Origin of the sequence: Sulfitobacter sp. M39, from assembly GCF_021735935.1 — a bacterium.
Classification (GTDB): domain Bacteria; phylum Pseudomonadota; class Alphaproteobacteria; order Rhodobacterales; family Rhodobacteraceae; genus Sulfitobacter.
Window position 1 is genome coordinate 918,995 of record NZ_WMDZ01000001.1, and the last position, 26,738, is coordinate 945,732.

The 26,738-nt window shown below is 62.1% G+C and carries 27 protein-coding genes; 11 read left to right on the forward strand and 16 right to left on the reverse strand.

Annotated features, from left to right (window positions below):
- Positions 1-11: 11 nt before the first annotated feature.
- Positions 12-659 carry a bifunctional 4-hydroxy-2-oxoglutarate aldolase/2-dehydro-3-deoxy-phosphogluconate aldolase gene (gene eda, locus GLP43_RS04430; RefSeq protein ID WP_005851466.1) on the forward strand — a complete coding sequence of 216 codons (648 nt, stop codon included), beginning with the start codon at positions 12-14 and terminating at the stop codon, positions 657-659.
- On the opposite strand, the gene GLP43_RS04435 is transcribed toward eda, so the two are convergent.
- Positions 656-1,180, reverse strand: coding sequence for a winged helix DNA-binding protein (locus GLP43_RS04435; protein ID WP_174226595.1), 525 nt, complete (start codon positions 1,178-1,180; stop codon positions 656-658). The two genes, eda and GLP43_RS04435, sit on opposite strands and share 4 nt — an antisense overlap.
- Before the next feature lie 184 nt (positions 1,181-1,364).
- Here GLP43_RS04435 and GLP43_RS04440 point away from each other — a divergent pair, with 184 nt between their 5' ends.
- Together GLP43_RS04440 and GLP43_RS04445 are read left to right on the forward strand one after the other, a co-directional pair.
- A complete protein-coding gene (locus tag GLP43_RS04440; protein ID WP_237278354.1) occupies positions 1,365-2,282 on the forward strand; it encodes a lipid A-modifier LpxR family protein in 918 nt (305 codons plus the stop codon).
- Between the two features lie 93 nt (positions 2,283-2,375).
- Positions 2,376-3,449, forward strand: a complete 1,074-nt coding sequence (locus GLP43_RS04445) for a Hint domain-containing protein (protein ID WP_237278355.1) — start codon at positions 2,376-2,378, stop codon at positions 3,447-3,449.
- 33 nt (positions 3,450-3,482) lie between these two features.
- Here GLP43_RS04445 and GLP43_RS04450 read toward each other — a convergent pair whose 3' ends face one another.
- Positions 3,483-4,052: a TlpA disulfide reductase family protein gene (locus GLP43_RS04450; RefSeq protein ID WP_237278356.1), complete on the reverse strand. Its 570-nt coding sequence runs from the start codon at positions 4,050-4,052 to the stop codon at positions 3,483-3,485.
- A gap of 22 nt (positions 4,053-4,074) precedes the next feature.
- On the opposite strand from GLP43_RS04450, the gene argH reads away from it, so the two are divergent.
- From argH to GLP43_RS04475, 5 genes are all read left to right on the forward strand, one after another.
- Complete coding sequence (gene argH, locus GLP43_RS04455; RefSeq protein WP_237278357.1) at positions 4,075-5,466, forward strand: argininosuccinate lyase; 1,392 nt, start codon at positions 4,075-4,077, stop codon at positions 5,464-5,466.
- Positions 5,463-5,642 (forward strand): hypothetical protein, encoded by a 180-nt coding sequence (locus GLP43_RS04460; protein WP_237278358.1) that lies wholly within the window; start codon positions 5,463-5,465, stop codon positions 5,640-5,642. The genes argH and GLP43_RS04460 overlap by 4 nt, the downstream gene beginning before the upstream one ends.
- Positions 5,639-5,842: a hypothetical protein gene (locus GLP43_RS04465; RefSeq protein ID WP_005851483.1), complete on the forward strand. Its 204-nt coding sequence runs from the start codon at positions 5,639-5,641 to the stop codon at positions 5,840-5,842. The genes GLP43_RS04460 and GLP43_RS04465 overlap by 4 nt, the downstream gene beginning before the upstream one ends.
- A gap of 148 nt (positions 5,843-5,990) precedes the next feature.
- Positions 5,991-7,256, forward strand: coding sequence for a diaminopimelate decarboxylase (gene lysA / locus GLP43_RS04470; RefSeq protein ID WP_237278359.1), 1,266 nt, complete (start codon positions 5,991-5,993; stop codon positions 7,254-7,256).
- A gap of 39 nt (positions 7,257-7,295) precedes the next feature.
- Positions 7,296-9,887 (forward strand): TIGR02302 family protein, encoded by a 2,592-nt coding sequence (locus GLP43_RS04475; RefSeq protein ID WP_237278360.1) that lies wholly within the window; start codon positions 7,296-7,298, stop codon positions 9,885-9,887.
- A 52-nt stretch (positions 9,888-9,939) separates the two neighbouring features.
- Here the strand turns inward: GLP43_RS04475 and GLP43_RS04480 are convergent, their stop codons facing one another.
- Positions 9,940-10,848 carry a zinc-ribbon domain-containing protein gene (locus GLP43_RS04480; RefSeq protein ID WP_237278361.1) on the reverse strand — a complete coding sequence of 303 codons (909 nt, stop codon included), beginning with the start codon at positions 10,846-10,848 and terminating at the stop codon, positions 9,940-9,942.
- 165 nt (positions 10,849-11,013) lie between these two features.
- Between GLP43_RS04480 and GLP43_RS04485 the strand changes: the two genes are divergently transcribed.
- From GLP43_RS04485 to GLP43_RS04495, 3 genes are read left to right on the forward strand one after another with little or no spacing between them, the layout of a single operon-like run.
- Positions 11,014-11,691 (forward strand): cell division ATP-binding protein FtsE, encoded by a 678-nt coding sequence (locus tag GLP43_RS04485; RefSeq protein ID WP_037944903.1) that lies wholly within the window; start codon positions 11,014-11,016, stop codon positions 11,689-11,691.
- The gene (locus GLP43_RS04490; protein ID WP_237278362.1) at positions 11,688-12,593 is read left to right on the forward strand and encodes a cell division protein FtsX; all 906 of its coding nucleotides are present in this window, start codon (positions 11,688-11,690) and stop codon (positions 12,591-12,593) included. Before GLP43_RS04485 ends, GLP43_RS04490 begins: the two co-directional genes overlap by 4 nt.
- Positions 12,593-13,324 (forward strand): lysophospholipid acyltransferase family protein, encoded by a 732-nt coding sequence (locus GLP43_RS04495; protein ID WP_237278363.1) that lies wholly within the window; start codon positions 12,593-12,595, stop codon positions 13,322-13,324. The genes GLP43_RS04490 and GLP43_RS04495 overlap by 1 nt, the downstream gene beginning before the upstream one ends.
- Positions 13,325-13,436: 112 nt before the next feature.
- On the opposite strand, the gene lpdA is transcribed toward GLP43_RS04495, so the two are convergent.
- From lpdA to GLP43_RS04560, 13 genes are all read right to left on the reverse strand, one after another.
- Entirely contained in the window at positions 13,437-14,825 is a 1,389-nt protein-coding gene (gene lpdA, locus GLP43_RS04500) for a dihydrolipoyl dehydrogenase (protein WP_005851497.1), read from the reverse strand.
- Between the two features lie 147 nt (positions 14,826-14,972).
- Positions 14,973-15,368, reverse strand: a complete 396-nt coding sequence (locus GLP43_RS04505; RefSeq protein WP_237278364.1) for an MAPEG family protein — start codon at positions 15,366-15,368, stop codon at positions 14,973-14,975.
- A 12-nt stretch (positions 15,369-15,380) separates the two neighbouring features.
- Positions 15,381-15,767 (reverse strand): MAPEG family protein, encoded by a 387-nt coding sequence (locus GLP43_RS04510; protein WP_237278365.1) that lies wholly within the window; start codon positions 15,765-15,767, stop codon positions 15,381-15,383.
- A 30-nt stretch (positions 15,768-15,797) separates the two neighbouring features.
- Positions 15,798-17,327 carry a 2-oxoglutarate dehydrogenase complex dihydrolipoyllysine-residue succinyltransferase gene (gene odhB, locus GLP43_RS04515; protein WP_237278366.1) on the reverse strand — a complete coding sequence of 510 codons (1,530 nt, stop codon included), beginning with the start codon at positions 17,325-17,327 and terminating at the stop codon, positions 15,798-15,800.
- A 2-nt stretch (positions 17,328-17,329) separates the two neighbouring features.
- Positions 17,330-20,293, reverse strand: coding sequence for a 2-oxoglutarate dehydrogenase E1 component (locus tag GLP43_RS04520; RefSeq protein WP_237278367.1), 2,964 nt, complete (start codon positions 20,291-20,293; stop codon positions 17,330-17,332).
- Positions 20,294-20,369: 76 nt separating this feature from the next.
- Positions 20,370-21,257 (reverse strand): succinate--CoA ligase subunit alpha, encoded by an 888-nt coding sequence (gene sucD / locus GLP43_RS04525; protein ID WP_009826038.1) that lies wholly within the window; start codon positions 21,255-21,257, stop codon positions 20,370-20,372.
- A gap of 43 nt (positions 21,258-21,300) precedes the next feature.
- Positions 21,301-21,987: a hypothetical protein gene (locus tag GLP43_RS04530; protein WP_197145905.1), complete on the reverse strand. Its 687-nt coding sequence runs from the start codon at positions 21,985-21,987 to the stop codon at positions 21,301-21,303.
- On the reverse strand, positions 21,984-22,445 hold the full coding sequence (locus tag GLP43_RS04535; RefSeq protein ID WP_237278368.1) for a succinyl-CoA synthetase subunit beta: 462 nt from the start codon (positions 22,443-22,445) through the stop codon (positions 21,984-21,986). The genes GLP43_RS04530 and GLP43_RS04535 overlap by 4 nt, the downstream gene beginning before the upstream one ends.
- Positions 22,446-22,536: 91 nt before the next feature.
- Entirely contained in the window at positions 22,537-23,730 is a 1,194-nt protein-coding gene (gene sucC, locus GLP43_RS04540) for an ADP-forming succinate--CoA ligase subunit beta (RefSeq protein ID WP_009826041.1), read from the reverse strand.
- 281 nt (positions 23,731-24,011) lie between these two features.
- A complete protein-coding gene (locus GLP43_RS04545) occupies positions 24,012-25,049 on the reverse strand; it encodes a MaoC family dehydratase (protein WP_237278369.1) in 1,038 nt (345 codons plus the stop codon).
- Positions 25,049-25,252 (reverse strand): DUF1737 domain-containing protein, encoded by a 204-nt coding sequence (locus GLP43_RS04550; RefSeq protein WP_009826044.1) that lies wholly within the window; start codon positions 25,250-25,252, stop codon positions 25,049-25,051. Before GLP43_RS04550 ends, GLP43_RS04545 begins: the two co-directional genes overlap by 1 nt.
- An 18-nt stretch (positions 25,253-25,270) precedes the next feature.
- Positions 25,271-25,828: an NnrU family protein gene (locus GLP43_RS04555; RefSeq protein ID WP_237278370.1), complete on the reverse strand. Its 558-nt coding sequence runs from the start codon at positions 25,826-25,828 to the stop codon at positions 25,271-25,273.
- A gap of 5 nt (positions 25,829-25,833) precedes the next feature.
- Positions 25,834-26,691, reverse strand: coding sequence for an HpcH/HpaI aldolase/citrate lyase family protein (locus tag GLP43_RS04560; RefSeq protein ID WP_005851516.1), 858 nt, complete (start codon positions 26,689-26,691; stop codon positions 25,834-25,836).
- Between the last annotated feature and the right edge of the window lie 47 nt (positions 26,692-26,738).

Consider the following 26,738-nt stretch of genomic DNA (forward strand, 5'->3'; position numbering starts at 1 on the left):
AGGATGATCCGATGACCCCGCAAGACGCCAGCGCCGCTGCCTATGCCATCTGTAAACGTGCCCCCATCGTGCCGGTCCTGGTGGTGCATGACGCGCTGCACGCCCGCCCGCTGGCCGAAGCTTTGGTCGCAGGCGGATTGCCCGCGCTAGAGGTGACGCTGCGCACCGATGCCGCGCTTGAGGTTATCGCCGAGATGGCAAAGGTCGAAGGCGGCGTTGTCGGGGCGGGCACGTTGCTGACCCCCGATGATGTCAAACGTGCGGTGGATGCGGGCGCGACCTTTGGTGTGTCGCCCGGTGCCACGGATAAACTACTGCAAGCGGCCGAAGATCTGGGCCTGCCGATGTTGCCCGGTGCCGCCACCGCGTCAGAGGCGATGCGTCTTTATGAACGTGGCTATGATATGCTCAAGTTCTTCCCCGCCGAAGCTGCGGGTGGGGCACCCTTCCTGAAATCGCTGTCCTCGCCGCTGCCTCAGGTGCGGTTCTGCCCCACGGGCGGCGTGAGCCCTGCCAATGCGGAAAGCTACCTGTCGCTGCCTAATGTGGTTTGCGCGGGCGGCAGCTGGGTCGCGCCGGACAATCTGATGCGCAAAGGCGATTGGGCGGCGATCACCGAACTGGCCCGCGCCGCCAGTACCCTAGGCAGCCGCGGTTAAAGCGACGCCGCCGCGCGACTGGCCTGATCATACTGACCCGAGATCGCGCGTAGCTGCGCCGCGATCTCGCGCAGGTCGTCGCCCTTGATATCGGTGCGCCCCATGCTGTCGATCAGGCAGGTGTTGCGCACCGCGCGGTAGGTCTCTATTAGCTCGGCCCCGCTGGCGGAGGTGCGATAGAACACCTCTTTGCCGCGTTTTTCAGCCTCTAGTAGGCCGGATTTCAGCAGTTTGCGCAGCGCGTAGTTCACCGTATGCGTATCTTCGATATTCAGCAGAAAGCAGATGTCCGTCAGCCGTTTTTCACGGTCGCGGTGGTTGGTGTTGTGCAGCACCAGAATTTCCAGCGGGGTCAGGTCGGCATTGCCCGCCGCCGCCATGCAGCGCGACATCCAGCGCGAGAAGGCGTTGTAGGCGATGATCATCCCGTATTCGAGCTCGGACGCCTCCCATCCTTCGCCCTCGGCAAGATGACGGGACGAGACGATACGGCGGGACGGGTGCGATTTTGGGTCTGACATCAGTGCCTCAAGGCTGGTTTTCACTGTCGTTATGTTAGCGAATTGTCGGTATCGCGCAATCGGTCTGTGCGCCAAGGACACGCCCGTCCGAGAAAAATGTGCCAAGGATGGCGCGACGCGGCAGGGCGCGGTAGCAAAGGGGCAACGGGTGCCGACCCTGACTGCCATTGCGATAGGAGTGACGATGCTGCGATTTCTTTTACCGGTATTGGCCGCGCTTTTGCTTCTGCCCGTGGATGCGCAGGCGACAGAGCGGGAACGCCTTGGCTATGGCCGTCTGATCTCCAATGACGCCATCGCAGACTTCCGCGACCGCGAGCGCACGGGCTCCTATGTGTCGTCCCGCGTTTGGGGGCCGGAATGGACGGGGCGCTTGCCGGACCGCTTTGGGCAGTTGATCGAGCTGCGTTTGGGGGTAGATCTGCTGGCCCCCGCGAACCTGCGTCGCCCGCAAGCCGGATCGCGCCCGTGGGCCGGTGCCCTGTCCGTCGGGATGCACACCCATTTCGAACGCGATGCTGTGGAATATTCGGTCGGGGCGGCGATCTATGCCACCGGTCCGCAGACCCATCTGGATGATCTGCAACGCGGTATTCACGACATCATCGACGCGACCTCGCCCTCTGATCGGGTGCTGGATAACCAGATCGAAAACGGCTTTCACCCTACGGTTCTGGTCGAGATTGGGCGCAGCTTTCCGATTGGCGCACGGACAAGCCTGCGCCCCTTTGTCGAGGGGCAAGCGGGGATAGAGACATTCGTTCGCGCGGGCTTTGACCTGACCTTTGGCGACATCACACGCGGGGAAATGTTGGTGCGCGACAGCACCACCGGCCAGCGTTACCGCGTGGTGCAGAACCGCGACGCCACGGGTTTTGGCTTTGTCGTCGGGGCCGATATCGCGCGGGTCAGCGACAGCGTGTTCCTGCCGTCGGATCGTGGCTATGACCTGACCCCGCGCCGCGATCGTGTGCGTGCGGGGGTGCATTGGCAAGGCAAGCGGGCCTCGGCCTTCTATGGTCTGACGTGGCTGGGCAAGGAGTACGAGACGCAGCCCGATCACCAGCTTGTCGGCTCGGTACGCATCAAGATCGACTTCTGACGCGCAAGCCCCGTGCATAGGGTGATTCGTTCTTTCCAGCGGGGAACGGTTTTGATAGCCTTGGGGCAATAATAATACGACGAGGCACGAACAGTGGTCAAAACGGGCTTTCGAGGCACGTTTGTCATAAGCTGGTCGCAGACAGAAATAGACGGGCTGGACGCCGCACCGGTGCAATCCCTCAAGGTGGGGGCAGCCTGGGCGTGGCGGGGCGATTCACTTCGCGTTGACGGGCCGAATGACGTGTTGCGGCTGGATCAGGCAGACGAGGCAGGGGATCTGCGCAGACGGGCTGCGCGGATGGTGCATCGTTTGGTCGGTGCTGCCCTAGACGGCACCACGCCGCCGCACCGGTCTTTTGCCAGCGACCGCGACACCCCTTTGATGGACAACAGCTTTACCGTGACCGACGGCGCGCAGACCTATCTGGTGACAGTGATCGAGGTCGGGCAGGGCAGCCAGCCGCTGCTGATGTTCCTTGACGCGCTGCCGCCGCGCAATACCGATCTGTGGGTCGTCGAGCACACGTTGAACACCGCCGCGGCGGATCGGGCGGCGCAATACAGCAGCGGTGTAATCTGCTTTACCCCCGGCACGATGATCCGCACCGCCGATGGCGCGCGCCGGATCGAACAGCTGCGCGAGGGCGATCACGTCCAGACGAAAGACAACGGCCTGCAACCCGTGCGCTGGATCGGTAGCCGCCGCATGAGCGGGGCGCGATTGTTCGCGATGCCGCAACTGCGCCCCATCCGGTTTCGCGCCGGTGCTTTGGGGGTCGCGCAGCCTGACGCGGATTTGCTGGTGTCGCCCAGCCACCGGATGCTGGTGAAGGGGCGCGTCGCGCATGACTTGTTCAACACGGACGAGGTGCTTGTCACCGCGCGGGATCTGGTGAACGGGCGCAGTGTCACCATCGATGCCCATGCGCGCGAGGTGACCTATATCCACCTCCTGCTCGATTTCCACGAGGTGCTTTGGGCCAATGGAGTAGAGACGGAGAGCTTTCACCCTGCCTCTGCCGCGCTAGAGACATTGGACGCGACCGACCGCGCGCGGCTGCTGGACCAGTTTCCGCAGATCGCCTTTGATCCGCATACCTATGGCGGCTATGCGCGGCGCAATCTGTCGATGTCCGAAGCGGCGATCCTCGCGCACGCCGCCTGACGCTGCCGGATCGCCTGCTTTCTTGGGGCGGGCCTAGCTGTCTGCCTTGCCCGCGATCAATGCCTGCACGATGGCTTTTGCGCTGTCGCTCGACCAATCCGCATCACCGCGCAGGCGCGCGATTTCGCGTCCCTCAGGGTCCATGATCACGGTGATCGGCAGGCCGAAAATGCCCATCTGGCTGGCCAGCGCCTGTTTCGGGTCCTGGTGGCGTGGCAGGCTGTCGACGCCCGCATCCGCAAAGAACCGTTTGATCCCGTCGGGCGTGTTGCGGCCTGTGGCGATGGTCAGTACCTCGAAATCATCGCCGCCGAATTCCTTTTGCAGCGCGTTCAGCTGCGGCATTTCCTTGCGGCAAGGCGCGCACCACGTGGCCCAGAAGTTGATCAGCACATATTTGCCCTGCCATGCCTCAAGCGTCGTCTCGCCGCCGTCATCCTCAAGCTGGAACGCGACAGAGGAGGTGGCAACGGGGGAATCGTGCACGACCAGTTTCTTCATATCACCGTCGCGCAGGGGCTTGATGTCGGCGCTTTGCGCAAAGCTGGGGTTTGCACCAAGGGCAAGGGCCGTATAAACGAGCGCGAGCATAATCTTTTTCATTTTCCCTCCGAGGGGTTGCCTGATGACCGATACGACTTCGAACAAAATGTGGGGTGGCCGTTTTGCCGCCGGACCGGACGCGATCATGGAGGCGATCAACGCCTCGATCTCGTTTGACCAGCGTATGGCCGCCCAGGACATTGCCGGGTCGCGCGCCCATGCCGCCATGTTGGCTGCACAAGACATCATTAGTGATAGCGATGCTGACGCCATTCGGAAAGGGTTGCTCACGGTGTTGTCAGAGATCGAGGGCGGGACATTTGCCTATTCGACCGCGCTGGAAGACATCCACATGAACGTCGAGGCGCGCCTGAAAGAGGTGATTGGCGAACCCGCAGGCCGTCTGCACACGGGCCGGTCGCGCAACGATCAGGTCGCGACCGATTTCAAACTGTGGACCCGCGACCAGTTCGACGCCGCCGAAAGCGGATTGTTGGCGTTGATCAAGGCTTTGCTGGGTCAGGCAGAGGCTGGAGCCGACTGGGTCATGCCCGGTTTCACCCATTTGCAGACCGCACAGCCGGTCACCTGGGGCCACCACATGATGGCCTATGTCGAGATGTTTGGCCGCGATCTGAGCCGGATGCGCGACGCACGGGCGCGGATGAATGAATCGCCTTTGGGCGCGGCTGCGCTTGCGGGCACGTCCTTTCCGATTGACCGCGACATGACCGCACAGGCGCTTGGCTTTGACCGTCCGGCCGCCAATTCGCTGGATGCGGTCAGCGACCGTGACTTCGCGCTTGAATTCCTGAGCGCGGCGTCGATCTGCGCCATGCACCTGAGCCGGTTCGCCGAAGAGCTGGTGATCTGGTCCTCGGCGCAGTTCCGTTTCGTGACCCTGTCGGACCGTTTCTCGACCGGGTCCAGCATCATGCCGCAGAAAAAGAACCCCGACGCGGCAGAGCTGATCCGAGCCAAGATCGGCCGCATCATGGGGGCCAATGTGGCGCTTATGATGGTGATGAAGGGGCTGCCACTGGCCTATTCCAAGGACATGCAGGAAGATAAGGAGCAGGTCTTTGACGCCGCTGACAACCTGATGCTGGCGCTGGCTGCGATGGAAGGCATGGTCAAGGATATGTCCGCCAACCGCGAAAGCCTTGCTGCTGCGGCGGGGTCGGGCTTTTCCACCGCGACCGATCTGGCCGATTGGCTGGTCCGCGTGCTGGGGCTGCCGTTCCGCGATGCGCATCACATCACCGGATCGCTGGTGGCGCTGGCCGAACAGAACTGCTGCGACCTGCCGGATTTGACGCTGGAACAGATGCAATCGGCGCATGGCGACATCACGGCGGACGTCTTTGACGTTTTGGGCGTGGAAAATTCCGTCAATTCGCGTATGTCTTATGGTGGGACCGCACCTGCCCAAGTGCGCGCGCAGGTGGCCCGCTGGAAAGGGATCATCGGATGAAACCCGTCGCTGCTATTGTCTTGTTGCTGACTCTCGCCGCCTGTGGTGTGGACGGGGAACCCGTGCCGCCGCAGGTCAATAGCACGGTGACGCTGTCGTCCTCCGGCATGTCGGTGGGCACTGGCGTCACCCTTGGCCGCGGCCCGTTCCGGTTGGGTCTGGGGGCGGCGCTGTGATCCGCGCGGCGGTGCTGGCCGTGGTTGCGCTGGCGGTGCTGGCGGGCTGTGACAGCGCGCAACGCCATGCGCCAAGCGCCCATGACAGCCGCGCCTATCCCCCCGCGACGGATACCGCCACCCGCAAGCATCGCAGCAACTATGAACCGGGTGTGCATATCTCGGGGCATGTGGATGTGGGCGTTTCAAAGACATTCTGACCGGCGGGGCGGGTGGCGCTGATTGCCATTCCCGCCGCCTTTGGTATTGGGGTAAGCTGTGGTCTGCCGCGATGCCTTTCCCTGCGGTTCGCCGCCCGTAAACGATCGCCGGCAGCTTTCGGCGGGAAAAGCTTAGGAGCCTGAAACTATGGATCATTTCCTGTACCGCGATGGCGCGCTGTTCGCCGAGGATGTCGCCATCTCCGAGATCGCAGCCGCGGTCGGCACGCCCTTTTACGTCTATTCGACCGCCACGCTACTGCGCCACTTCAAGGCTTTTGACGATGCGCTGGACGGGATGGACCATCTGGTCTGCTACGCGATGAAGGCGAACTCGAACCAAGCGGTGCTGAAAACGCTCGCGCAGGCGGGGGCGGGCATGGATGTCGTGTCGGCGGGGGAATACCTGCGTGCCAAGGCGGCAGGCGTGCCCGGCGACAAGATCGTTTTCTCGGGCGTGGGCAAGACCATCTCTGAAATCCGGCTCGCACTTGAAGGGGGCATCCGCCAGTTCAACGTCGAATCCGAACCCGAGATGGAGGTGCTGGACGCCGTCGCACTGTCGATGGACAAGGTCGCGCCGATCACCATCCGCGTGAACCCCGATGTCGACGCCAAAACACACGCCAAGATCGCCACCGGCAAGTCCGAGAACAAGTTCGGCATCCCCATCGCCCGCGCGCGCGAAGTCTACCGCATGGCCGCCGCCATGCCGGGGCTAGAGGTCGTGGGCATCGACGTGCACATCGGCAGCCAGTTGACCGATCTGACGCCGTTCGAGCTGGCGTATCAAAAAGTTGCCGAACTGACAGAACAGCTGCGCGCCGACGGGCATACCATCCGTCGTCTGGATCTGGGCGGCGGGCTGGGAATCCCCTACGAGCGTAGCAATGCCGCACCGCCGCTGCCCACGGATTACGGCGCGATGGTGCAAAAGACGCTTGGCCATCTGGGTTGCGAGATCGAGATCGAGCCCGGCCGCCTGATCGCGGGCAACGCCGGTCTCATGGTGAGCGAGGTGATCTATGTCAAATCCGGAGAAGGCCGCGATTTCCTGATCATCGACGGTGCGATGAACGACCTGATCCGCCCCGCCATGTACGAAGCCCATCACGATATCATCCCCGTCGTCGAAGCCGAAGCAGGGGCCGAGCAGCAGCCCTATGACATCGTCGGGCCGGTCTGCGAATCCGGTGATACCTTTGCCAAGCAGCGCATGATGCCAAAGCTGGCGGCGGGCGATCTGGTGGCCTTCCGCAGTGCCGGTGCCTATGGCGCGGTGATGGCCAGCGAATACAACTCTCGTGCGCTGATCCCCGAGGTGCTGGTCCATGGCGATCAATTTGCGGTTATCCGCCGACGCCCGACCTTTGACGAAATGATAAATCGCGATACCATTCCTGAATGGCTGTGACCGCGCCTTGCGTGTCCGGCTTTTGAAAGCGGGGCCCGCATGACGTTTTTCACCGCCAAGGATGACGACCACTCGCCCGAGCAGGGTCTCAAGTCGATCCGCTGGCCCCTGCGTCTGACCTGGGCCGGTATCTGGGCCGAGGTGTTGGTGCAGGCGTTCTGGCCGCTGATCGCCTTGGTGCTGGCTGTTCTGGCGGTGCTGATGCTGGGGCTGCACGATACCGTGCCGATGTCCGTCGTGACGGGCGCTGTCGTTGCTGTGACGCTGGCCGCTGTCGGGGCGCTGGTCTATGCGCTGCGCCATTTACGCATCCCCCGCCGGATAGAGGCGCTGACCCGCCTGGACGCCAGCCTGCCCGGACGCCCCATTCAGGCGCTGATGGATGTGCAGGCGATCGGCACGGGGGATGATGCCTCGGCCACGGTGTGGCAGGCGCACCAACGCCGCATGGCCGCCCGTGCCGCCGCTGCGCAGGCGGTGCCTGCGGACTTGCGCATCGCGCGCCGTGATCCCTTTGCCCTGCGCTATGTTGCGCTGCTCGCTTTCGTTACGACGCTGGTCTTTGGGTCGGTGCTGCGCATCGGGTCGGTTGCGGGTCTGACGGCGGGCGGGGGGGCTTTGGCCTCGGGGCCGGTCTGGGAAGGCTGGGCGGAGCCGCCGCGCTATACCGGCAAGCCGACGCTGTATTTGTCCGACCTTGCGGAGGGGCCGCTGAACCTGCCTGCGGGCACGCTGATCACCCTGCGCATGTATGGCGAAGTGGGGGCGCTGTCGGTTTCCGAGACCGTCTCGGGCCAGCCCCAGCCAGAGGGAGACGCCCCCGCCATCGTGCAGGATTTCAAGGTCAGCCAAAGCGGGCAGATCGCCATCGACGGGCCGAACGGGCGCGCGTGGGACGTGACGATGCTGCCCGACGCCAAACCGCAGGTGGAGATTGCAGGCCCGCCCGAGGTGACCGCCCTTGGCGAGATGCAACTGCCCTTTGTGGCGCGCGATGACTACGGCGTAGAAGCGGGCGAGGCGCGGATTGATCTGGATCTGGCCGCTGTGGACCGCCGCTATGGGCTGGCTATCGATCCTGACCCGCGGGCCGAGGTGATCGTGCCGCTGTCGCTGCCCATTGCAGGGGACCGCCGCGATTTCGAAGAGAACCTGATCGACGACTTTTCCAAACATCCTTGGGCCAATCTGCCGGTCACGGTGACACTGAGCTTGCTGGATGCGTCGGAACAACAGGCGACCACCCCGCCGACGCAGATGACCCTGCCGGGACGACGCTTTTTCGATCCGCTGGCGGCGGCAGTCATTGAACAGCGGCGCGATCTGCTGTGGGCCAAGGGCAATGCCGACAGCCTCGCGCAGGTCTTGCGGGCGGTGTCCTATCGCCCGGAGGATGTGTTCCGCTCTGACACGGCGGCGCTGCGCTTGCGGCGGCTGATTGAACGTATCGAAATTCGCGCCCGCTATGGTTTGTCCGACGAGGTGCAGACCGAGATCGCGGATGATCTGTGGGATTTGGCGATTGAACTGGAAGAGGGCGTGCTGGCCGATGCGCTCGACCGGATGCGCCGGGCGCAAGAACGTCTGCAAGAGGCGATGAAGAACGGCGCCTCGGACGCCGAGATCGCCGAACTGATGGAAGAGCTGCGCCGCGCCACCGACGACTATATGCGCCAGTTGCAACGCCAGCAGGCGCAAGAAGGTGAGAACGGCGACCAGCAGCAAGGCCAGCAGGGCGAAACCATGCAGATGACGCAGGACGACCTGCAACGCATGATGGACCGGATTCAGGAGCTGATGGAGCAGGGCCGCATGGCCGAGGCGGAACAGGCGCTGCGCGAGCTGCAGGAGATGATGGAGAACATGCGCGTTACCCAAGGCCAACCGGGCGAAGGTGGGCAATCCGAGGGTGAACAGGCGATGGAGGGGCTGGCCGATAGCCTGCGTGAACAGCAAGAGCTAAGCGATCGGGCGTTCCGCGATTTGCAGGACCGGTTCAATCCCAATGCCGATGACGGCCAGCAGCAGGGGCAGGACCAGGGCCAGCAACCCGGCCCGCAGCAGGAGGGCAACCAGCCCGGCCAACCGGGGCAGCAGCCGGGCCAGAACAATGGCCAGGGCGAACCGGGGCAGGGACAGGGATCGATCGCTGACCGTCAGCAAGCGCTGCGCGATGAGCTGCGCCGTCAGGAAGGGCGTTTGCCCGGTGGCGGTACCCCCGAAGGTGACACTGCGCGCGATGCGCTGGACCGTGCCGGCCGCGCGATGGACGGTGCCGAAGAGGCTTTGCGCCGCGACGATCTGGCCGAAGCGATCGATAACCAGTCGCAGGCGATGGAAGCGCTGCGCGAGGGGATGCGCGCCTTGGGCGAAGCGATGGAACAGGATCAGCAAGCGTCCGAGCCAGGGCAAGGCACCGCGCAGGGCAACCGCCGTGCCGAGAACACGGACCCCTTAGGGCGCGAACAGGGGGCGAATGGCGCGCAGGGGTCAGAGGGTGATCTGGCGCTGGATAACGACGCCTATGGCCGCGCGCGTGAACTGCTGGACGAGATCCGCCGCCGCTCGGGCGAGGCGACACGGCCAGAGGTCGAACGCGACTACCTGCGCCGTCTGCTGGACCGCTTCTGATAGGATTGATGACGCAAGGACGGGGCCGCCAAAAGGACGGGCCCGATCCGTTTTAGCTGCCCGACTGCGACGCCCGTGCATCCAGCCATTGCAACGTTGATTGCAGCATCTCGTCCAGCCATTGGCGCGCGCTGTCCACCTGCGCGACGTAAAGCGCAAGATAGGGGCGCAGTGCGGGAACCGCTTCCGAGATGTGCGGTGAAAAGACGTATAGCAGCACCAGCACAGAGGCGAGCGCGACAATCAGCACGAACCCGCGGCTGAACCCGCTACGCTGTTTCGGGTCCGCATGGGTATTGCGCCCGGCGTCTGCGCCCGTGTTTGGGATCACGCGCCGTTCTGATCCGGTGCGCAGGGTGGAGTTGATCTCTTCGATATCGGGCAGCAATTCGCGGCGTGATGCAACGGCCGCCGCGGCGGCTGTGGTCTCGGCAACGCTGTGCTGCTCTTCGCCGCGCAGACGCGACATGCGGGCCTTGGCCTGCTGCGCGCGGTCGCTTTCGCTGGGTTGGTCTGCTTCTTCAAGCCCCAGATCAGGCTGGCTTTCAAGAGTCTCTGCCTGACGGCGACGGCGGGCTTCTTGTTCCGCCTCGGCCTCTTGCCGGAGAATATCGGCGACCGAAGGGTCAAGCTGCTTGCGCGGTGGCGGGGCGGGATGCGCGGGTTCGCCCGCGTCGGGGTCTTCCGCGGCGTCTTCGTCGGGCTCGGGTGTGCTTGCTGGGGCGGGCGCATCTGCATCGCGTTCGGGCGCGACGCCATCATCCGCATCATCGCGCGCCGACAGAGCGGCGGAAACCGTGCTGATCCTGCCGTCGTCCTCTTCATCGAGAGGGGGGAAATCGGGGTGGTGCTGGAACCAGGTCTGGCCACAGTTCGAACATTGCACATCGCGACCGGAAGAGGGCATCACCTCGTCCGGGACCTCGTACTGCGCATCGCAATTGGGACAGATCAGTCTCATGTTGCGCCCCGAACCATTGGAAACCTCTTCGTTTTCACGTCAGATCAACCTTATGTCCTAGAAAACCGTAGGAAAAGTGCAATCTTCATGCAATGGCTGCGCCGGGGTGCATTGAAACCCAAGCGGTGCTGGGGCACAACAGTTCAAACCAAGCGGGATATGCGTGTGATCGAGTTTGAAAACGTGGCCTACAGCTATGGCGGGGGCGAGCTTTTGTCCGATATCTCGGTCAAGCTGGCACCGGGATCGTTCCATTTTCTGACGGGTCCATCCGGCTCTGGCAAGACCACGTTGATGAAGCTCTGCTATGGCGCGCTGCTGCCCACGGCGGGGCATGTGTCGCTGTTTGGCAAGGACGTGCGTGCGATGGACCGCGATGACATCGCGATGATCCGGCGGCGTGTCGGTGTGGTGCACCAGGATTGCCAATTCCTGAACCATTTGCCGGTTGCGGAAAACATCGGTTTGCCGCTGACCGTGTCGGGCCGCCATGCGGAAACCGGCGGGGATGACCTGCTTGAGCTGCTGTCGTGGGTGGGGCTGAGCAGCCGCGCCGACGCCCTGCCGCCAGAGCTGTCGGGCGGTGAACGCCAGCGTGCGGCGCTGGCTCGTGCGGTGATCATGTCGCCCGATGTGGTGCTTGCGGATGAACCCACCGGCAACGTCGATTGGGAAATGTCGCAGCGCCTGCTTCGCCTCCTGGTAGAGCTGAACCGCATGGGCAAGACCGTGTTGATCGCGACCCACGATCTGGGGCTGATCCGTGCCACCAAGGCGCAGGTGCAGGCGCGGGTTCTGCGCATCGCCAACCGGCGCATCCAGTTGGCGGGGGCGGATCTATGAAGATGCTGCGCATTGCGCTGACCGCGCTGTGGAACGGCGACCGTCAGGCGGACCGTGTGGTGCCGCCGTCGGGGTTTACCGCGCAGTTGACCCTGTTTGCCGCGGGGACGATGGCGTTTCTGGCGGTCTTTGCACTGGCGCTGTCACTAGCGTCGGGACGGTTGGCGAATATCTGGGGGCAAGAGCTGGCACGCACCGCGACGATCCGTGTTGTGGCCCCCATCGACCAGCGCAGCGCCCAGACCGAGGCCGCCTTGCGCATCCTCGAGACGACCAAAGGGGTCGCCACAGCCCGCGCCCTCACGGATGAAGAGCAGCAATCTCTGCTGGCCCCATGGTTCGGTCCGGAACTAGCCATTGACGCCCTGCCGGTGCCCCGCCTGATCGAGATCATCGAAGAAGACGACGGCATGGATGCCGATGGCCTGCGCCTGCGCCTCGCGGCAGAGGTGCCGGGGGCGGTACTTGATAACCATAGCCGCTGGCGCGCGCCGCTGGTCAAGGCCGCGTCGCGGCTGAAGCTTCTGGGCTGGGTCTCCATGATCCTGATCATCGCGACACTGGCCGCGATGGTGACGCTTGCCGCCAATGCGGCGCTATCGGCCAACGCTCAGGTCATTGCCGTTTTGCGTCTGGTGGGCGCGACCGACAGCTATATCGCACAGGCTTTTATCCGGCGTTTCACCCTGCGTGCGTTGACCGGCGCTGCGGCGGGCACGGCGGTCGGGCTGCTGGCGATACTGCTGTTGCCAAGCACCGCTGACGCGGGGGGCTTTCTGACGGGTTTGGGCTTTCAGGGCTGGCACTGGGTTGTGCCACTGGTGATCCCGTTTCTGTCCGGTGGTGTCGCCTTTGCGGCGACAGGGGCGGCCGCGCGCCGTACATTAAAGGAACTCGCATAATGTTGCAGTGGATACGATCCTTGACCTTCATCGTGCTGGCCACGGTCTATATGCCGCTTCTGGGGCTGTTCTATGCGCCTTGGGCGATGTTCTCGCGGCGGGGGGCCTATGCGGCGTGCAAGGCCTATGCGGCAGGGACCATGTGGATGGCGAAGGTCATCGTCGGGTTGCGGTGCGAGGTGCGGGGCGACGTGCCGGACGGGGCCGTGTTGGTTGCCGCCAAACACCAGTCTTTCCTTGATATCCTGATGATCTTTCACATTCTGCCGCGCGCGAAATTTATCATGAAACGCGAGATCCTGATGACGCCGGTGATCGGGCAATATGCCAAGCGTATGCAGATGGTCGCGGTGAACCGTGGCAAACGCGGCGCGGCGATTTCCAAGATGCTGGCCGATGTCAAAGCGGGCGAGGCCGAACCGGGCCAGCTTGTCATCTATTCGCAGGGCACACGCGTCGCGCCCGGCCTGTCTGTGCCCTATAAGGCAGGCACTGCCGCACTTTACGAGCAGATGAACCAGCCCTGCGTCCCCGTCGCCACCAACGCGGGTTACTTCTGGCCACGGCGCGGGCTGTACCGGCGTCCGGGTGTGGCAGTGGTCGAGTTCCTGACCCCCATCGCGCCGGGGTTGGAGCGGGCCGCCTTCATGAAACGGCTCGAGGAAACGGTCGAGACACGGTCGGACGCGCTCTTGGCCGAGACGGGGTTCAAAGCCCCTCAACCGAGATAGGCGCTGCCCCTACCGATCGGCGCGCACGACGGTTAGGACACAACGGTTAGAACACAAAAAAGGGTGGGCCAAACGGCCCACCCCTTGTCGTTTGGATGCAGGCGCGGCTGCCTTACATGTGGATCGGACCGTCGCCACAGGCCAGCGCCGCTTCGCGGACCGCTTCGGAGTAGGTCGGGTGCGCGTGGCAGGTCATCGCCAGATCCTCGGCAGAGGCACCGAATTCCATCGCAACGCAGACCTCGTGGATCAGATCGCCGGCACCGGGGCCGATGATATGCGCGCCGAGGATGCGGTCAGTTTCCTTGTCGGCGATCAGCTTGACGAAGCCTTCGCCCGCGAAGACGGCCTTGGCACGGGCGTTGCCCATAAAGCTGAACTTGCCGACCTTATAGGCGCGGCCCGCTTCTTTCAGCTGCTCTTCGGTGGCACCGACATTGGCAACCTCGGGGTGGGTGTAGATCACGCCGGGGATCACGCCATAGTTCACGTGGCCATGTTTGCCCGCGACGACCTCTGCTGCGGCCATGCCTTCGTCTTCGGCCTTATGCGCCAGCATCGGGCCTTCAATGACGTCGCCGATGGCGTAGATGCCTTTGACCGAGGTTTCCCAGGTGTCGCTTACCGCGATCTGGCCGCGTTTGGTCAGCTCGACCCCCAGACCTTCAAGGCCCAGCCCGTCGTGGAACGGCTTGCGGCCTGTGGAGACGAGAACAACATCGGCGTCCAACGTGTGTTCGCTGTCATCCTTGCGCAGCTTGTAGGTCACCTTGGCTTTGGTCTTGGAGGCCTCGGTGCCTTGTACGGCGGCGCCCATGACAAAGTTGACGCCCTGCTTTTTCAGGATACGCATAAAGTTCTTCTGCACTTCGCCGTCCATGCCGGGGGTGATCGCATCGAGATATTCGACAACCGTCACCTCGGCCCCCAGACGCGCGTAGACAGAGCCGAGTTCGAGCCCGATGACGCCCGCGCCGATCACGACCAGCTTTTTCGGGATCTTGTTCAGCGACAGCGCGCCGGTGGAGGTGACGACGACCTTTTCGTCAACCTCGACACCGGGAAGGGCGGAGGGTTCGGACCCTGTGGCGATGATGATGTTCTTGGCCTCGTGGACCTCGTCACCGACCTTGACCTTGCCGGCTTCGGGGATGGTGGCCCAGCCTTTGATCCAGTCGATCTTGTTCTTCTTGAACAGGAATTCGATCCCCTTGGTGTTGGTGTCGATCGTGTTCTGTTTGTAGGTCTGCATCTGCGCCCAATCGACCGAAGGGCTTTTGCCCTTGAGGCCCATATCGGCAAAATTGTGTTCGGCTTCGTGCAGCATATGCGTGGCATGCAGCAGCGCCTTGGACGGGATACAGCCGACGTTCAGGCAGGTGCCGCCCAACGTCTCGCGGCCCTCGACACAGGCGGTTTTGAGGCCCAGTTGGGCGCAGCGGATGGCGGATACATAGCCGCCGGGGCCGGAGCCGATGATGATGACATCGTAGCTGGACATGGAAGGTCTCCTTGGTGGTCGGGAATTGGGGTAGAGTCGAAGGTGTGGCGTTCAGACATAGACGAGCGGGGCGTGATGCGGTCAAGGCTAGGGGGCGCTGCCCCCGTGCGCAAGCGCACGCCCCCGGGATCTATGCCATTTGGAAGATCAAAACAGCGCGGCCAGCAGCATCAGCACCGTCGCACCAAGGCCCACGGCCCAGATCAGCGAGCGTCCGGGCCGCAGGCCAAGCGCATAGGCTGGCACATAGGCGACGCGGGCCGCGAGGAAGATCCATGCGAGAATGGCGGTGTAGGTCGTGTTCTGGCCGGACAGCTGCAGCACCACGACGGCGACGGCGAAAAGCGCCAGCGCTTCGAACATATTGTTGAACGCGCGGCCCAGACGGGCGGTGCTGTCGGAGAGCGATTTCGACGGTTCACGGTCGCGCGCGGACATGGTGTAGCCGGGGCCAAGCTCGCGGTTGGCAGGGATCGCATAGGCGACAAAGGTCACGACCTGAAGCAGCGCTGCGAGGGTCAGAACGGTGAGTTCGGGTGTCATCTTGGCGGTCCGCTATAGCGCGAGGAAGTAGAGAATGGCGGTGGCGGCAAAGCCCGCCAGCCATGCGAGGGTCCGGATCGCGGGCACGCCAAGGGCATAGACCGGCAGATAGATGATCCGCGCGATGAGGAAGACCTGTGCGGCCAGCAGGGACGTGGCAGTGGTGCGGTCCAGCATCTCGAGAATCAGCACCGCCGGGGCAAAAAGCGCCATTGCCACGATGGAGTTGTCCAATGCGCGTTTCACCCGGGCCGTCATACCGGTCATCGACCGGTCTTCGTCGCGCGACGAGATCAGATAGCCCAAGCTGAGTTGTTGGACACCGCCCAGAACCTGAAGCAAGATTGTCAGCATAACGAGCAGGCCGTATGCGGCAAGGATCGTGGTCTCTGTCATCATTTGTCCTTTCCGGGCGGTGGGTGTGGTGGGTTACAGGTCCATCAGCAGGCGACGTGGGTCTTCGAGCGCTTCTTTCACGCGGACGAGGAAGGTCACGGCACCTTTGCCGTCCACGATGCGGTGGTCATAGCTGAGCGCCAGATACATCATCGGACGGATCACGACCTGACCATTGATCGCCATGGGGCGGTCCTGGATCTTGTGCATCCCGAGGATACCCGATTGTGGCGGGTTCAGGATCGGCGAGGACATCAGCGAGCCATAGACACCACCGTTAGAGATGGTGAAGGTGCCGCCCTGCATATCCGCCATGGACAGTTTCCCGTCGCGGGCCTTGGCCCCCAGTTCACCGATTTCCTTTTCGATGTCGGCAAAGGACATTGCTTGCGCGTCCTTGACCACGGGTACGACCAGACCGGTGGGTGTGCCAGCCGCGATGCCCATGTTGACGTAGTTCTTGTAGACCACATCGGTGCCGTCGATTTCGGCGTTCACTTCGGGCACTTCGTTCAGGGCGTGGATGCAGGCCTTGGTGAAGAAGGACATGAAGCCGAGTTTAACGCCGTGCTTTTTCAGGAACAGGTCTTTGTATTCGTTCCGAAGGGCCATGATCTCTGTCATGTCGACCTCGTTATAGGTCGTCAGCATGGCGGCGGTGTTCTGGCTGTCTTTCAGACGTTTCGCGATGGTCTGGCGCAGACGGGTCATCTTGACGCGTTCCTCGCGGGCGGCGTCCTGGGGAGCCGATGGGGCGCGTGGCGCGGCGGCGGCAGGTTTTGCCGCGTTCTTGCCCGCGGCAACGGCCTTGGCCACGTCTTCCTTCATCACACGACCGTCACGGCCTGTGCCGGTGACCTGATCGCGGCTGATGCCGGCTTCGGCCATCGCTTTCTTGGCGGAAGGCGCGTCTTCGACATCGCCCGAGGGGGCGTTGCCGGGGGCAGGGACCTGACCGCCCGCTTTGGGTTCAGCGGTATCGTCGGCGGGTTTGCTTGCGCTGCCGCCTTCGCCCTGGCTGATCACGGCGAGCTTGCCGTTGGCTTCGACCGTGCTGCCTTCTTCGGCGATGATCTGGGTCAGCGTGCCCGAAGTCGGCGCGGGCACTTCGACGCTGACCTTATCGGTTTCCAACTCGCACAGCATTTCATCGGCTTCGACGTGGTCACCGACGTTCTTAAACCACGTGCTGACGGTCGCCTCGGACACGGATTCGCCCAAGGTGGGGACCATGACGTCGACATCATCGGCAGCGTCGCGGGGTTTCACGTCTTCGGCACCAGCATCGACCGCCTTGGGGGCTTCGGATTTCGCTGGGGCCGCATCCCCTTCGGAGATATTGGCCAGCAGCGCGTCAACGCCGACGGTTTCGCCTTCGGCGGCAACGATATCGGCCAGAGTGCCCGCCACGGGGGAGGGCACTTCGACGGTGACCTTATCGGTTTCCAGCTCGCAGAGCATTTCGTCGACTGCGACGCTATCGCCGGGCTTTTTGAACCATGTTGCCACGGTCGCTTCGGTTACGGATTCACCCAAGGTAGGGACGCGTACTTCGCTAGTCATGGTTATTTTCCTTCGATGGTCAGCGCATCGTCAACGAGGGCTGCTTGTTGTGCTTTGTGTTGGGAGGCAAGGCCGGTCGCAGGCGAGGCCGAGGTGGCGCGACCGACATAGGTCGGACGGGTGTGGGTGGCGTCGATACGGCCCAGAACCCATTCGATATTGGGTTCGATGAAGGACCATGCCCCTTGGTTCTTGGGCTCTTCCTGACACCATACCATTTCCGCATTCTTGAAGCGTTCCAGCTCTTTCACAGCGGATTGCGCGGGGAACGGGTAGAATTGTTCGAAACGCAGCAGGTAGATGTCGTCGATGCCACGGGCGTCGCGTTCTTCCAGCAGGTCGTAATAGACCTTGCCCGAACACATGACGACGCGCTTGATCTTGTCGTCCGCCGCCAATGTGGTGTCCGAGTTGCCCTGTTCCGCATCGTCCCAGAGGACGCGGTGGAAAGAGGAGCCGGTGGTGAATTCCTCGGCCTTGCTGACGGCCAGCTTGTGGCGCAGCAGGGATTTCGGCGTCATCAGCATCAGCGGCTTGCGGTAGCTGCGGTGCAGTTGGCGGCGCAGCAGGTGGAAGTAGTTCGCGGGTGTGGTGCAATTCGCCACGATCCAGTTGTCACCGCCGCACATGGTCAGGAACCGTTCAAGACGCGCGGAGGAGTGCTCGGGCCCCTGGCCTTCATAGCCATGGGGCATCAGGCAGACGAGGCCGGACATGCGCAGCCATTTGCTTTCGCCCGAGGAAATGAACTGGTCGAACATGATCTGCGCGCCGTTGGCAAAGTCGCCGAACTGCGCTTCCCACAGGGTCAGCGCGTTGGGTTCCGCCAGCGAGTAGCCGTATTCAAAGCCCAGAACCGCGTATTCCGACAGCATGGAGTCGATGACTTCGTATTCTGCCTGACCTTCGCGGATGTGGTTCAGCGGATAGTAGCGGTCTTCGTTCTCCTGATTGATCAGGGCCGAATGACGCTGCGAGAACGTGCCGCGGGCGGAGTCCTGACCGGACAGGCGCACCTTGTACCCTTCGGTCAAGAGCGAGCCAAAGGCCAGCGCCTCGGCTGTGGCCCAGTCGAAGCCTTCGCCGGATTTGAACATCTCGGCCTTGGCGTCCAGCAGGCGCGCCACGGTTTTATGCAGCGGAAAGCCGTCGGGTGCGGCGGTCAGCGCCTTGCCCACATCCGCCATGGTTTCGGCGGCTATGGCTGTCTTGCCACGCTGGTATTTCTTTTCCTTGGCCTTATCGAGGTGCGACCACTTGCCATCCAGCCAATCGGCCTTGTTGGGGCGGTATTCTTTGCCAGCCTCGAATTCGGTGTTCATCTTCTCCTGGAAAGCGGCTTTCATATCCTCGATTTCCCCCTCGGGGATCAGGCCGTCTTTCACCAGCCGCTCGGTATAGAGCGTCAGCGTGGTCTTTTGCTTTTTGATCTTCTTGTACATCACCGGGTTGGTGAACATCGGCTCGTCGCCTTCGTTGTGACCAAAGCGGCGGTAGCAGATCAGGTCGATGACCACGTCTTTCTTGAACTTCTGACGGAATTCCGTCGCCACGCGCGCGGCGTGCACGACAGCTTCGGGGTCGTCGCCGTTAACGTGGAAGATGGGTGACTCAACCACCAGCGCGTTATCGGTGGGGTAGGGGCTGGAGCGGCTGAAGTGCGGCGCTGTGGTGAAGCCGATCTGGTTGTTCACCACGATATGCATGGTCCCGCCGGTACGGTGCCCGCGTAGGCCCGAGAGAGCGAAACATTCGGCCACGACACCCTGACCGGCAAAGGCCGCATCCCCGTGCAGCAGGATCGGCATCACGGAGGTGCGTTCCTTGTCGTTCAGCTGGTCCTGCTTGGCGCGGACCTTGCCCAGAACAACGGGGTTTACGGCCTCAAGGTGCGAGGGGTTGGCGGTCAACGACAAGTGGACGGTGTTGCCGTCGAATTCACGGTCAGAGGACGCGCCAAGGTGATATTTCACATCGCCGGACCCGTCGACATCATCGGGTTTAAAGCTGCCGCCCTGAAATTCGTTGAAGATAGCGCGGTAGGGTTTCTGCATGACGTTTGCCAGCACCGACAGACGGCCACGGTGCGGCATGCCGATCACAATGTCCTGAATGCCCAGCTGACCGCCGCGTTTGATGATCTGCTCCATCGCGGGGATCAGGCTTTCGCCCCCATCAAGGCCAAAGCGCTTGGTACCCATGTACTTGACGTGCAGGAATTTCTCGAAGCCCTCGGCCTCTACCAGCTTGTTCAGGATGGCTTTTCGGCCATTACGGGTGAACTGGATTTCCTTGCCGTAGCCCTCGATCCGCTCTTTCAGCCACGCGGCCTGTTCGGGATCAGAGATGTGCATATATTGCAGCGCGAAGGTGCCGCAGTAGGTGCTTTTGACGATATCGACGATCTGTTTCATCGTCGCGATCTCAAGGCCAAGCACGTTGTCGATAAAGATCGGGCGATCCATGTCCTTGGGCCCGAAGCCATAGGCGGCCGGGTCCAGTTCAGGGTGGGTGTCGCTGTCGCGCATGCCAAGCGGGTCAAGATCGGCGGCAAGGTGGCCACGGATACGGTAGGCGCGGATCAGCATCAACGCGCGGATACTGTCGAGCACGGCACGTTGTACCTGCGCGTCAGACAGTTCGATCCCCTTGGAGGAGGCTTTTTCGGTAATCTTCTGACCGGCGGCTTTCGCTTCGGTCGGGACGGGCCACTGGCCGGTCAATGCAGAGGTCAGATCGTCCTGCGGGACGGGGGGCCAATCGCTGCGCGCCCAGGACGGGCCTGCGGCCTCTGCCTGAACATCGGCGTGATCGTCGTCCATCGCTTCGAAGAACGCCTGCCATGCGCCATCAACCGCATTGGGATCGCTGGCATAGCGGGCATACATTGCCTCTAGGTATTCGCCGTTTTGCCCCTCGAGAAAGGAGGTATCGTGGAACTGGTCGTTTTTCGGGTGGTCTGTCATGGCGATACCTCTGATGAGAGCGCGACGTTTAAGTAAGAGCGGCGGGGCCTGAAAAGTCAGGCCCCACCATCTGGCGTTAGCCTTTGTTGATAGCTTCTTGAACAGCTTCACCCAGAGTTGCGGGGCTATCCGCAACAACGATGCCTGCTTCTTTCATAGCTGCGATCTTGGATTCCGCGTCACCTTTGCCGCCTGCGACGATCGCACCGGCGTGGCCCATACGACGGCCGGGAGGGGCTGTGCGGCCCGCGATGAAACCGGCTGTGGGCTTCCAACGGCCTTTTTTCTTCTCGTCGGCCAGGAACTGTGCCGCTTCTTCTTCGGCAGAACCGCCGATTTCACCAATCATGATGATCGACTGTGTTTCTGGATCGGCCAGGAACATCTCGAGGATATCGATATGCTCGGACCCTTTGATGGGGTCGCCGCCGATACCAACCGCAGAGGATTGGCCGAGGCCAAGATCGGATGTCTGTTTCACAGCTTCGTACGTAAGCGTACCCGAGCGCGAGACAACCCCGCAGGTGCCGCGCTTGTGGATGTGGCCGGGCATGATGCCGATTTTGCAGGCGTCAGGCGTGATCACGCCGGGGCAGTTTGGCCCGATCAGGCGCGACTTGGACCCTTCGAGCGCGCGCTTGACGCGCATCATGTCCAGAACCGGGATGCCTTCGGTGATGCAGATGATCAGCTCCATCTCGGCGTCGATCGCCTCGAGGATGGAATCCGCGGCGAAGGGGGGCGGAACGTAGATGACCGTGGCGTTGGCTTCGGTGACGTGACGGGCTTCGTGGACAGAGTTGAACACGGGCAGGTCAAGGTGCGTCTGGCCGCCTTTGCCGGGGGTCACACCGCCGACCATTTTGGTGCCATAGGCGATGGCCTGTTCGGTGTGGAACGTGCCCTGCGAGCCGGTGAGGCCCTGGCAGATCACTTTGGTGTTTTCGTTTACGAGTACGGCCATGTTATGTGCTTTCTTCTCAAGTTCAATTCAGGTGGCGCCGGTCTCAGGGCGCGGTGGAAGGTGCCGCCGCCGCAAGGCGCGGCAGTCGGTATGTCAGATAGATTGCAACAGCGAACATCAGCGGGATGCCCAGTTCGCCGACTTCCTCGATGACGTAGGCCAGATCGATCTGATCCTGGCCTAGCGTGATGCCAAAGGGTTCCAGCTTGCGCGCCAGCCCGTCGGTCATCTTGTAGACGACGATGAACAGCAGCCCGATCAACACAGCAAGCTGCGGTGCCGCGCCTTTGGCGACCCCACGGATGAAGCCCCATGTCTCGCGGCGCAACAGGATCAGACCGGTTGCGATGATCGCCAGCAGGATGACGCCGGCAACGCCCTTTTCCATCAAGCTGACGCCATCGCTGGAAAATTGCCGCGCCTTCAGCAGTCCTTCGGTGAACGGCTTTTTATCAAGGTCCAGTTCGCGGGCTGCGAACAGGGCCATGAACACCGCAAAGTACCACCGACGCGCCACCGAACCCGCGGGCCACAGCACAAACATCAGCAAGATGCACAGGCCATAGCCAACGACCGACAGTGTCTCGAACGGGCCGCCTTCGGCCAGCAGAGAATCCTGCATCGGCATGGGCAGCTGTGCGACGACAGCCATCATTGCGAAGACCAGAACGGTCATCCCAAGGACGATGGCCTTGCCACCGGTGACGGTGTTTTGTGCGGTCGTGGTCATTGGCTTGCCTCGTTCAGCGGGATCAGGCGTTCGACGCGGGCAAAGGTTTCAACCCCCTGCGCCCCGTCGCGTACCCCCGATTGTACCACAGCCATGCGGTTGGCGTTCAGCATGACGGCGGCGCGATAGGTGGCCCCCGTTGTGGTGGGGAACCCTGCGGGGACATCTACCAGATCGGTCAGGTTTTCCTGTGCCAATCCGGTGGCGATCCCCTGTTGTGCAACCTGCGGTGCCGCCCCGTCAAAGGACACTTCGCAGCGGCGGTCTGTACCCGCCGTTGCTGCCGCGCCCGTCACCGGAGACTGAGGTGCCGAGGTAAAGGGACGCAGGTCATAAAAGTCGACCCGTGCCCCTGTGCTGCCAAGCTGTGCCTGCGCTGTCCGTGCGGTCAGACGCGGGCTGAAACAATGGTCTGCAAAGGCCTGAGCGATGTCGGCTGCGCGCGTTGTCTGTGCCATAGCGTTACTGGCCGCCCCGAAAGGGACAGCCAGCGCAGCAATGGAAAAACAAAAGGCGAGACGATGCATCATCCAAGCTTTCCAGCCAGTTTTAGCCTTTGACCGCTTTCACGATCTTTTGCGCGCCATCTTTCAGGTCGTCCGCAGCGATCACGTCCAGGCCGGAGTTGTTGATGATGGCTTTGCCTTCTTCAACGTTTGTGCCTTCCAGACGGACAACCAGCGGAACCTGCAGGCCGACTTCTTTCACGGCTGCGACCACGCCTTCGGCGATGACGTCACAGCGCATGATGCCGCCGAAGATGTTGACCAGAATACCTTTGACCTGCGGGTCGGAGGTAATGATCTTGAACGCTTCGGTCACTTTCTCTTTGGTAGCACCACCACCAACATCAAGGAAGTTCGCGGGCTCGGCACCGTAAAGCTTGATGATGTCCATTGTGGCCATCGCCAGACCGGCACCGTTCACCATGCAGCCGATTTCACCGTCCAGAGCGATGTAGTTCAGGTCGTACTTGGACGCCTCGAGCTCTTTGGGGTCTTCTTCGGTGGTGTCGCGCAGATCGGCGATATCGCCGTGGCGGTACATCGCGTTGCCGTCAAAGCTGACTTTGGCGTCCAGCACTTTCAAGTCGCCGCCGTCGGTGACGATCAGCGGGTTGATTTCGAGCATTTCCATGTCTTTTTCGACGAATGCTTTGAACAGCTGGCCCATCAGGGTAACGCACTGTTTGACCTGCTTGCCTTCAAGCCCCAAGGCGAAAGCAACGCGGCGGCCGTGGTAGGGCTGGAAGCCCGCGGCGGGGTCAACAGAGAAGCTGATGATTTTCTCAGGTGTGGACTCGGCCACTTCTTCGATGTCCATGCCGCCCTCGGTAGAGCAGACGAACCCGATGCGCGAGGTCTGGCGATCCACCAGCAGCGCGAGGTACAATTCGGTTTCGATGCCCGAACCGTCTTCGATGTAGATCCGGTTGACCTGTTTGCCCGCGGGGCCGGTCTGGTGCGTGACCAGGGTGCGGCCCAGCATTTTCTTGGCTTCCTCGGCGGCTTCTTCAACCGATTTGGTCAGGCGTACACCGCCTTTGTCGCCAGCGTCGGCTTCTTTGAAAGACCCCTTGCCGCGGCCACCTGCGTGGATCTGTGCCTTGACGACCCAAAGAGGTCCGTCCATCTCGCCTGCGGCTGTTTTCGCTTCTTCAGCTTTCAGCACGACCCGGCCGTCGGATACTGGCGCGCCGTAGCTACGCAAAAGGGCTTTTGCCTGATATTCGTGGATGTTCATAAAAAACGGTCCCGTCTTTGTTCCAGTCTAATCGCGGTATACGATTGAGTCTTGATACTCGGTAAACAGTTTTTCGGAGAAATACAGGGTTTTCCAGATAAAAGCGACATTTGTGATCACACGAATTTCGCGTGTGATCACAAAATAGCGCTAACGGTGGAAAATCTGCGAAATGTTGCCGACGCAGCGGCTGTCGCGCTCGGAAACCCCACGTTTTAAGGGCCGAACGCGACATATAGTTGTTTGTTTTGCGACCAGCCAGCCGCTGTCAAGGGGGCGTCTTACTTGGGAATCAGGGCCCAGTAATCGAGGTCGAGCAGGACATCGGGCAGGTATTTACCGTCTTCACCCTTCAGCTTGAACGGTTCCCCGCCTTTGGTGGCGACCAAGCGCAAGCGCAATGCGCCGACGCCGGGTTTGTCGGTATCGGCTTTGTCCAGAACCTCGGTCCAGGCGCGGATTGTGTCGCCGGACAGGCAGGGGTTCGCATGCGCCCCGCCGTTCAGCCCCACGATCATCTGCGCATTGGCCAGCCCGTTGAACGACAGCGCCCGCGCCATAGAGATCACGTGCCCGCCATAGATCAGCCGCGACCCGTCGGGGCGGGCAGAGGTGTCAAAGTGCACTTTTGCCGTGTTCTGCCACAGGCGGGTGGCCATCATATGCTCCGCCTCTTCGACGGTGACGCCATCCACGTGGTCGATCATCTCGCCCACGGTATAATTATCCCAGCGATGCGCCTCGCCCGCGAGGGTAAAGTCATAATTGCTGAAGTCGAGCGTTTCGGGGATCGACAGATCGTCAACCGTCAACGCCTTGGGCAGATCGGGCACGACCGTTTCAGGGGCAGGGGCGTCCACATCTCGTTTGCGCACCATCACCCAGCGGACATACTCCAGCACTTTGGTGTCATTCTGGTTAAAGCCGGTGGTGCGTACATAGACGACGCCGGTTTTCCCGTTCGAGTTTTGCTTGAGCCCGATCACTTCGGATTCCGATCGCAGCGTATCGCCAGGCCAGACCGGCGCCAGCCAGCGTCCCTGCGCGTAGCCAAGGTTGGCCACGGCGTTCAGCGATACATCCGGCACGGTCTTCCCGAACACGATGTGAAAGGTGATCATATCGTCCAGGGGGCTGGCAGGCAGACCGCAGCTTTGGGCAAATTGGTCAGAGGAATAAAGCGCATGACGTGCGGGATACAGCGCGTGGTACAGCGCGCGTTCACCATCCTTGACCGTGCGGGGCACAGCATGATGCAACGTCTCGCCTACTTTATAGTCCTCGAAGAAACGGCCCTTGTTGGTCTTTGCTTGTGCCATCAATGCGCCCCCAGCTTGGTGTCGGGCGTATAGGTGCCTTCGACTTCCTTGGTCACGGCTTGACCGCAGCGCATGACATTTGCCTTGGCATCCCATGTTTGTGTGGGCGTGCCGTAAAGCTCCCACCCCTTGTTCAGCGCGTCGGTGACCTTGTGGCAAAAGGCGGAAGTGTCCTCTTCGGACAGGAAACGATAGAGTTTCATGGGGGTTCTTTCAGTAACTCAGGAAAAGGGAGAGACGCCAAGCAGGGTATGGATCGCGGTCACAACGACCAGCATCACCAGCGTGATCACCGCAAGGCGGATATAGGTGGCCTTGCCCGCGGGGGCAGGGGGTGTCCAGCTGGGTTCGGCGCGGTTGATCAGGATCACGGAACCGACCGCCCAAGCCAGCATAGAGCCAAACAGCAGGATAGACGCGAGATCCCCGTTCACCAGCAGATGCGCGACCGCCCATATTTTAACGGCCATCAGCTGCGGGTGGCGGGTTTTATAGGCGGGCCAGGCCTTGGCCCCTTTGGCCGCACTGGATCCGTAGACCCAGAATGCCAGCACCATCAGCAGGTTGTTCAGATGCGTCAGGAAGGGCGGGGGCGTCCAGACGGGGATAAACTCGGCCCCACGGTATCCGATAATGATCATGACCAGCGCCGCCACGATGGCGACGGCGATGATGCCTTTGCCCTGTCGGCCCATAGCTGCGCGCTGGTCCGGCATGAAGCGACGGAAATAATGGGCACCGACCCATAAGATCAGACCAAGGATCAATAGTGCCATCATCAGGTTTACTCCGTTTGCAGGGCCGCGATTGCGTCCAGCTTTGCCAATGTTTCGCGTGCGGTGGCGACATGCAGGTTTTCAACGATGCGCCCGTCCACAACGGCCACACCCTGACCTGTCGCCTGCATTTCGTCAAACGCCTCGATCTGGCGGCGCGCCAAATCGGCTTCGGCCTCGGAGGGGGAGAATGCCTCGTTCGCGACGTCCAGCTGCGCGGGGTGGATCAAGGTCTTGCCGTCAAAGCCCATGTCGCGGCCTTGGTCGCATTCAACGCGGTGGCCTTCGTCATCCTTGAACGCATTATAAACGCCATCGACAATGGCGATGCCATTGGCCTTGGCTGCCAGTACGCATAGGCCAAGCCCTGTCATTAGGGGCAGACGGTCGGCGCGCACGCGGGTTTGCAGGTCTTTGTTCAGATCGTTGGTGCCCATCACCATACATTGCAGCTTGGGATGCGCGCCAATCGCAGCGGCATTCAGCATCGCGCCGGGGGTCTCCATCATCGCCCAAAGCGGAATGTCGCCCGTGATCTCGGCCAGTGCATCCAGATCGGCGGGGCTGCCGACTTTGGGCAGCAAAATGGCGTCGCAGTCCATTTTTGCCGCGGCGCGGGCATCGTCGGCACCCCATTCGGTGTCCAGCCCGTTGATGCGGATCACCTTATACCGGCTGCCATAGCCGCCGTCTTTCAGCGCCGTGGCGAGTGTTTCACGTGCAGCGGTTTTCTCTTCTGGGATCACGGCGTCTTCGAGGTCAAAGATAATCGCATCGGCTGGCAGCCCGCGGGCTTTATCTAACGCGCGGTCCTTGGAGCCGGGGATATATAGAACGGAACGCAGGGGGCGGGTGATTTTCGACATTTGCGACTCTCCAAGAAATAATGTTGCGTGCAGGTCTGCATTTTTAG

What these genes read in the sequence shown, in the direction of transcription:
- sucC (WP_009826041.1), bottom strand. Translation starts at nt 23,730, where the DNA reads ATGAACATCCACGAATATCAGGCAAAAGCCCTTTTGCGTAGCTACGGC.
- GLP43_RS04530 (WP_197145905.1), bottom strand. Translation starts at nt 21,987, where the DNA reads ATGACCACGACCGCACAAAACACCGTCACCGGTGGCAAGGCCATCGTC.
- lysA (WP_237278359.1), top strand. Translation starts at nt 5,991, where the DNA reads ATGGATCATTTCCTGTACCGCGATGGCGCGCTGTTCGCCGAGGATGTC.
- GLP43_RS04475 (WP_237278360.1), top strand. Translation starts at nt 7,296, where the DNA reads ATGACGTTTTTCACCGCCAAGGATGACGACCACTCGCCCGAGCAGGGT.
- GLP43_RS04535 (WP_237278368.1), bottom strand. Translation starts at nt 22,445, where the DNA reads ATGGCACAGACAACGCGCGCAGCCGACATCGCTCAGGCCTTTGCAGAC.
- GLP43_RS04510 (WP_237278365.1), bottom strand. Translation starts at nt 15,767, where the DNA reads ATGATGACAGAGACCACGATCCTTGCCGCATACGGCCTGCTCGTTATG.
- eda (WP_005851466.1), top strand. Translation starts at nt 12, where the DNA reads ATGACCCCGCAAGACGCCAGCGCCGCTGCCTATGCCATCTGTAAACGT.
- GLP43_RS04505 (WP_237278364.1), bottom strand. Translation starts at nt 15,368, where the DNA reads ATGACACCCGAACTCACCGTTCTGACCCTCGCAGCGCTGCTTCAGGTC.
- argH (WP_237278357.1), top strand. Translation starts at nt 4,075, where the DNA reads ATGACCGATACGACTTCGAACAAAATGTGGGGTGGCCGTTTTGCCGCC.
- lpdA (WP_005851497.1), bottom strand. Translation starts at nt 14,825, where the DNA reads ATGTCCAGCTACGATGTCATCATCATCGGCTCCGGCCCCGGCGGCTAT.
- GLP43_RS04520 (WP_237278367.1), bottom strand. Translation starts at nt 20,293, where the DNA reads ATGACAGACCACCCGAAAAACGACCAGTTCCACGATACCTCCTTTCTC.
- GLP43_RS04545 (WP_237278369.1), bottom strand. Translation starts at nt 25,049, where the DNA reads ATGGCACAAGCAAAGACCAACAAGGGCCGTTTCTTCGAGGACTATAAA.
- GLP43_RS04560 (WP_005851516.1), bottom strand. Translation starts at nt 26,691, where the DNA reads ATGTCGAAAATCACCCGCCCCCTGCGTTCCGTTCTATATATCCCCGGC.
- sucD (WP_009826038.1), bottom strand. Translation starts at nt 21,257, where the DNA reads ATGGCCGTACTCGTAAACGAAAACACCAAAGTGATCTGCCAGGGCCTC.
- GLP43_RS04480 (WP_237278361.1), bottom strand. Translation starts at nt 10,848, where the DNA reads ATGAGACTGATCTGTCCCAATTGCGATGCGCAGTACGAGGTCCCGGAC.
- GLP43_RS04490 (WP_237278362.1), top strand. Translation starts at nt 11,688, where the DNA reads ATGAAGATGCTGCGCATTGCGCTGACCGCGCTGTGGAACGGCGACCGT.
- odhB (WP_237278366.1), bottom strand. Translation starts at nt 17,327, where the DNA reads ATGACTAGCGAAGTACGCGTCCCTACCTTGGGTGAATCCGTAACCGAA.
- GLP43_RS04550 (WP_009826044.1), bottom strand. Translation starts at nt 25,252, where the DNA reads ATGAAACTCTATCGTTTCCTGTCCGAAGAGGACACTTCCGCCTTTTGC.
- GLP43_RS04495 (WP_237278363.1), top strand. Translation starts at nt 12,593, where the DNA reads ATGTTGCAGTGGATACGATCCTTGACCTTCATCGTGCTGGCCACGGTC.
- GLP43_RS04555 (WP_237278370.1), bottom strand. Translation starts at nt 25,828, where the DNA reads ATGATGGCACTATTGATCCTTGGTCTGATCTTATGGGTCGGTGCCCAT.
- GLP43_RS04440 (WP_237278354.1), top strand. Translation starts at nt 1,365, where the DNA reads ATGCTGCGATTTCTTTTACCGGTATTGGCCGCGCTTTTGCTTCTGCCC.
- GLP43_RS04460 (WP_237278358.1), top strand. Translation starts at nt 5,463, where the DNA reads ATGAAACCCGTCGCTGCTATTGTCTTGTTGCTGACTCTCGCCGCCTGT.
- GLP43_RS04435 (WP_174226595.1), bottom strand. Translation starts at nt 1,180, where the DNA reads ATGTCAGACCCAAAATCGCACCCGTCCCGCCGTATCGTCTCGTCCCGT.
- GLP43_RS04450 (WP_237278356.1), bottom strand. Translation starts at nt 4,052, where the DNA reads ATGAAAAAGATTATGCTCGCGCTCGTTTATACGGCCCTTGCCCTTGGT.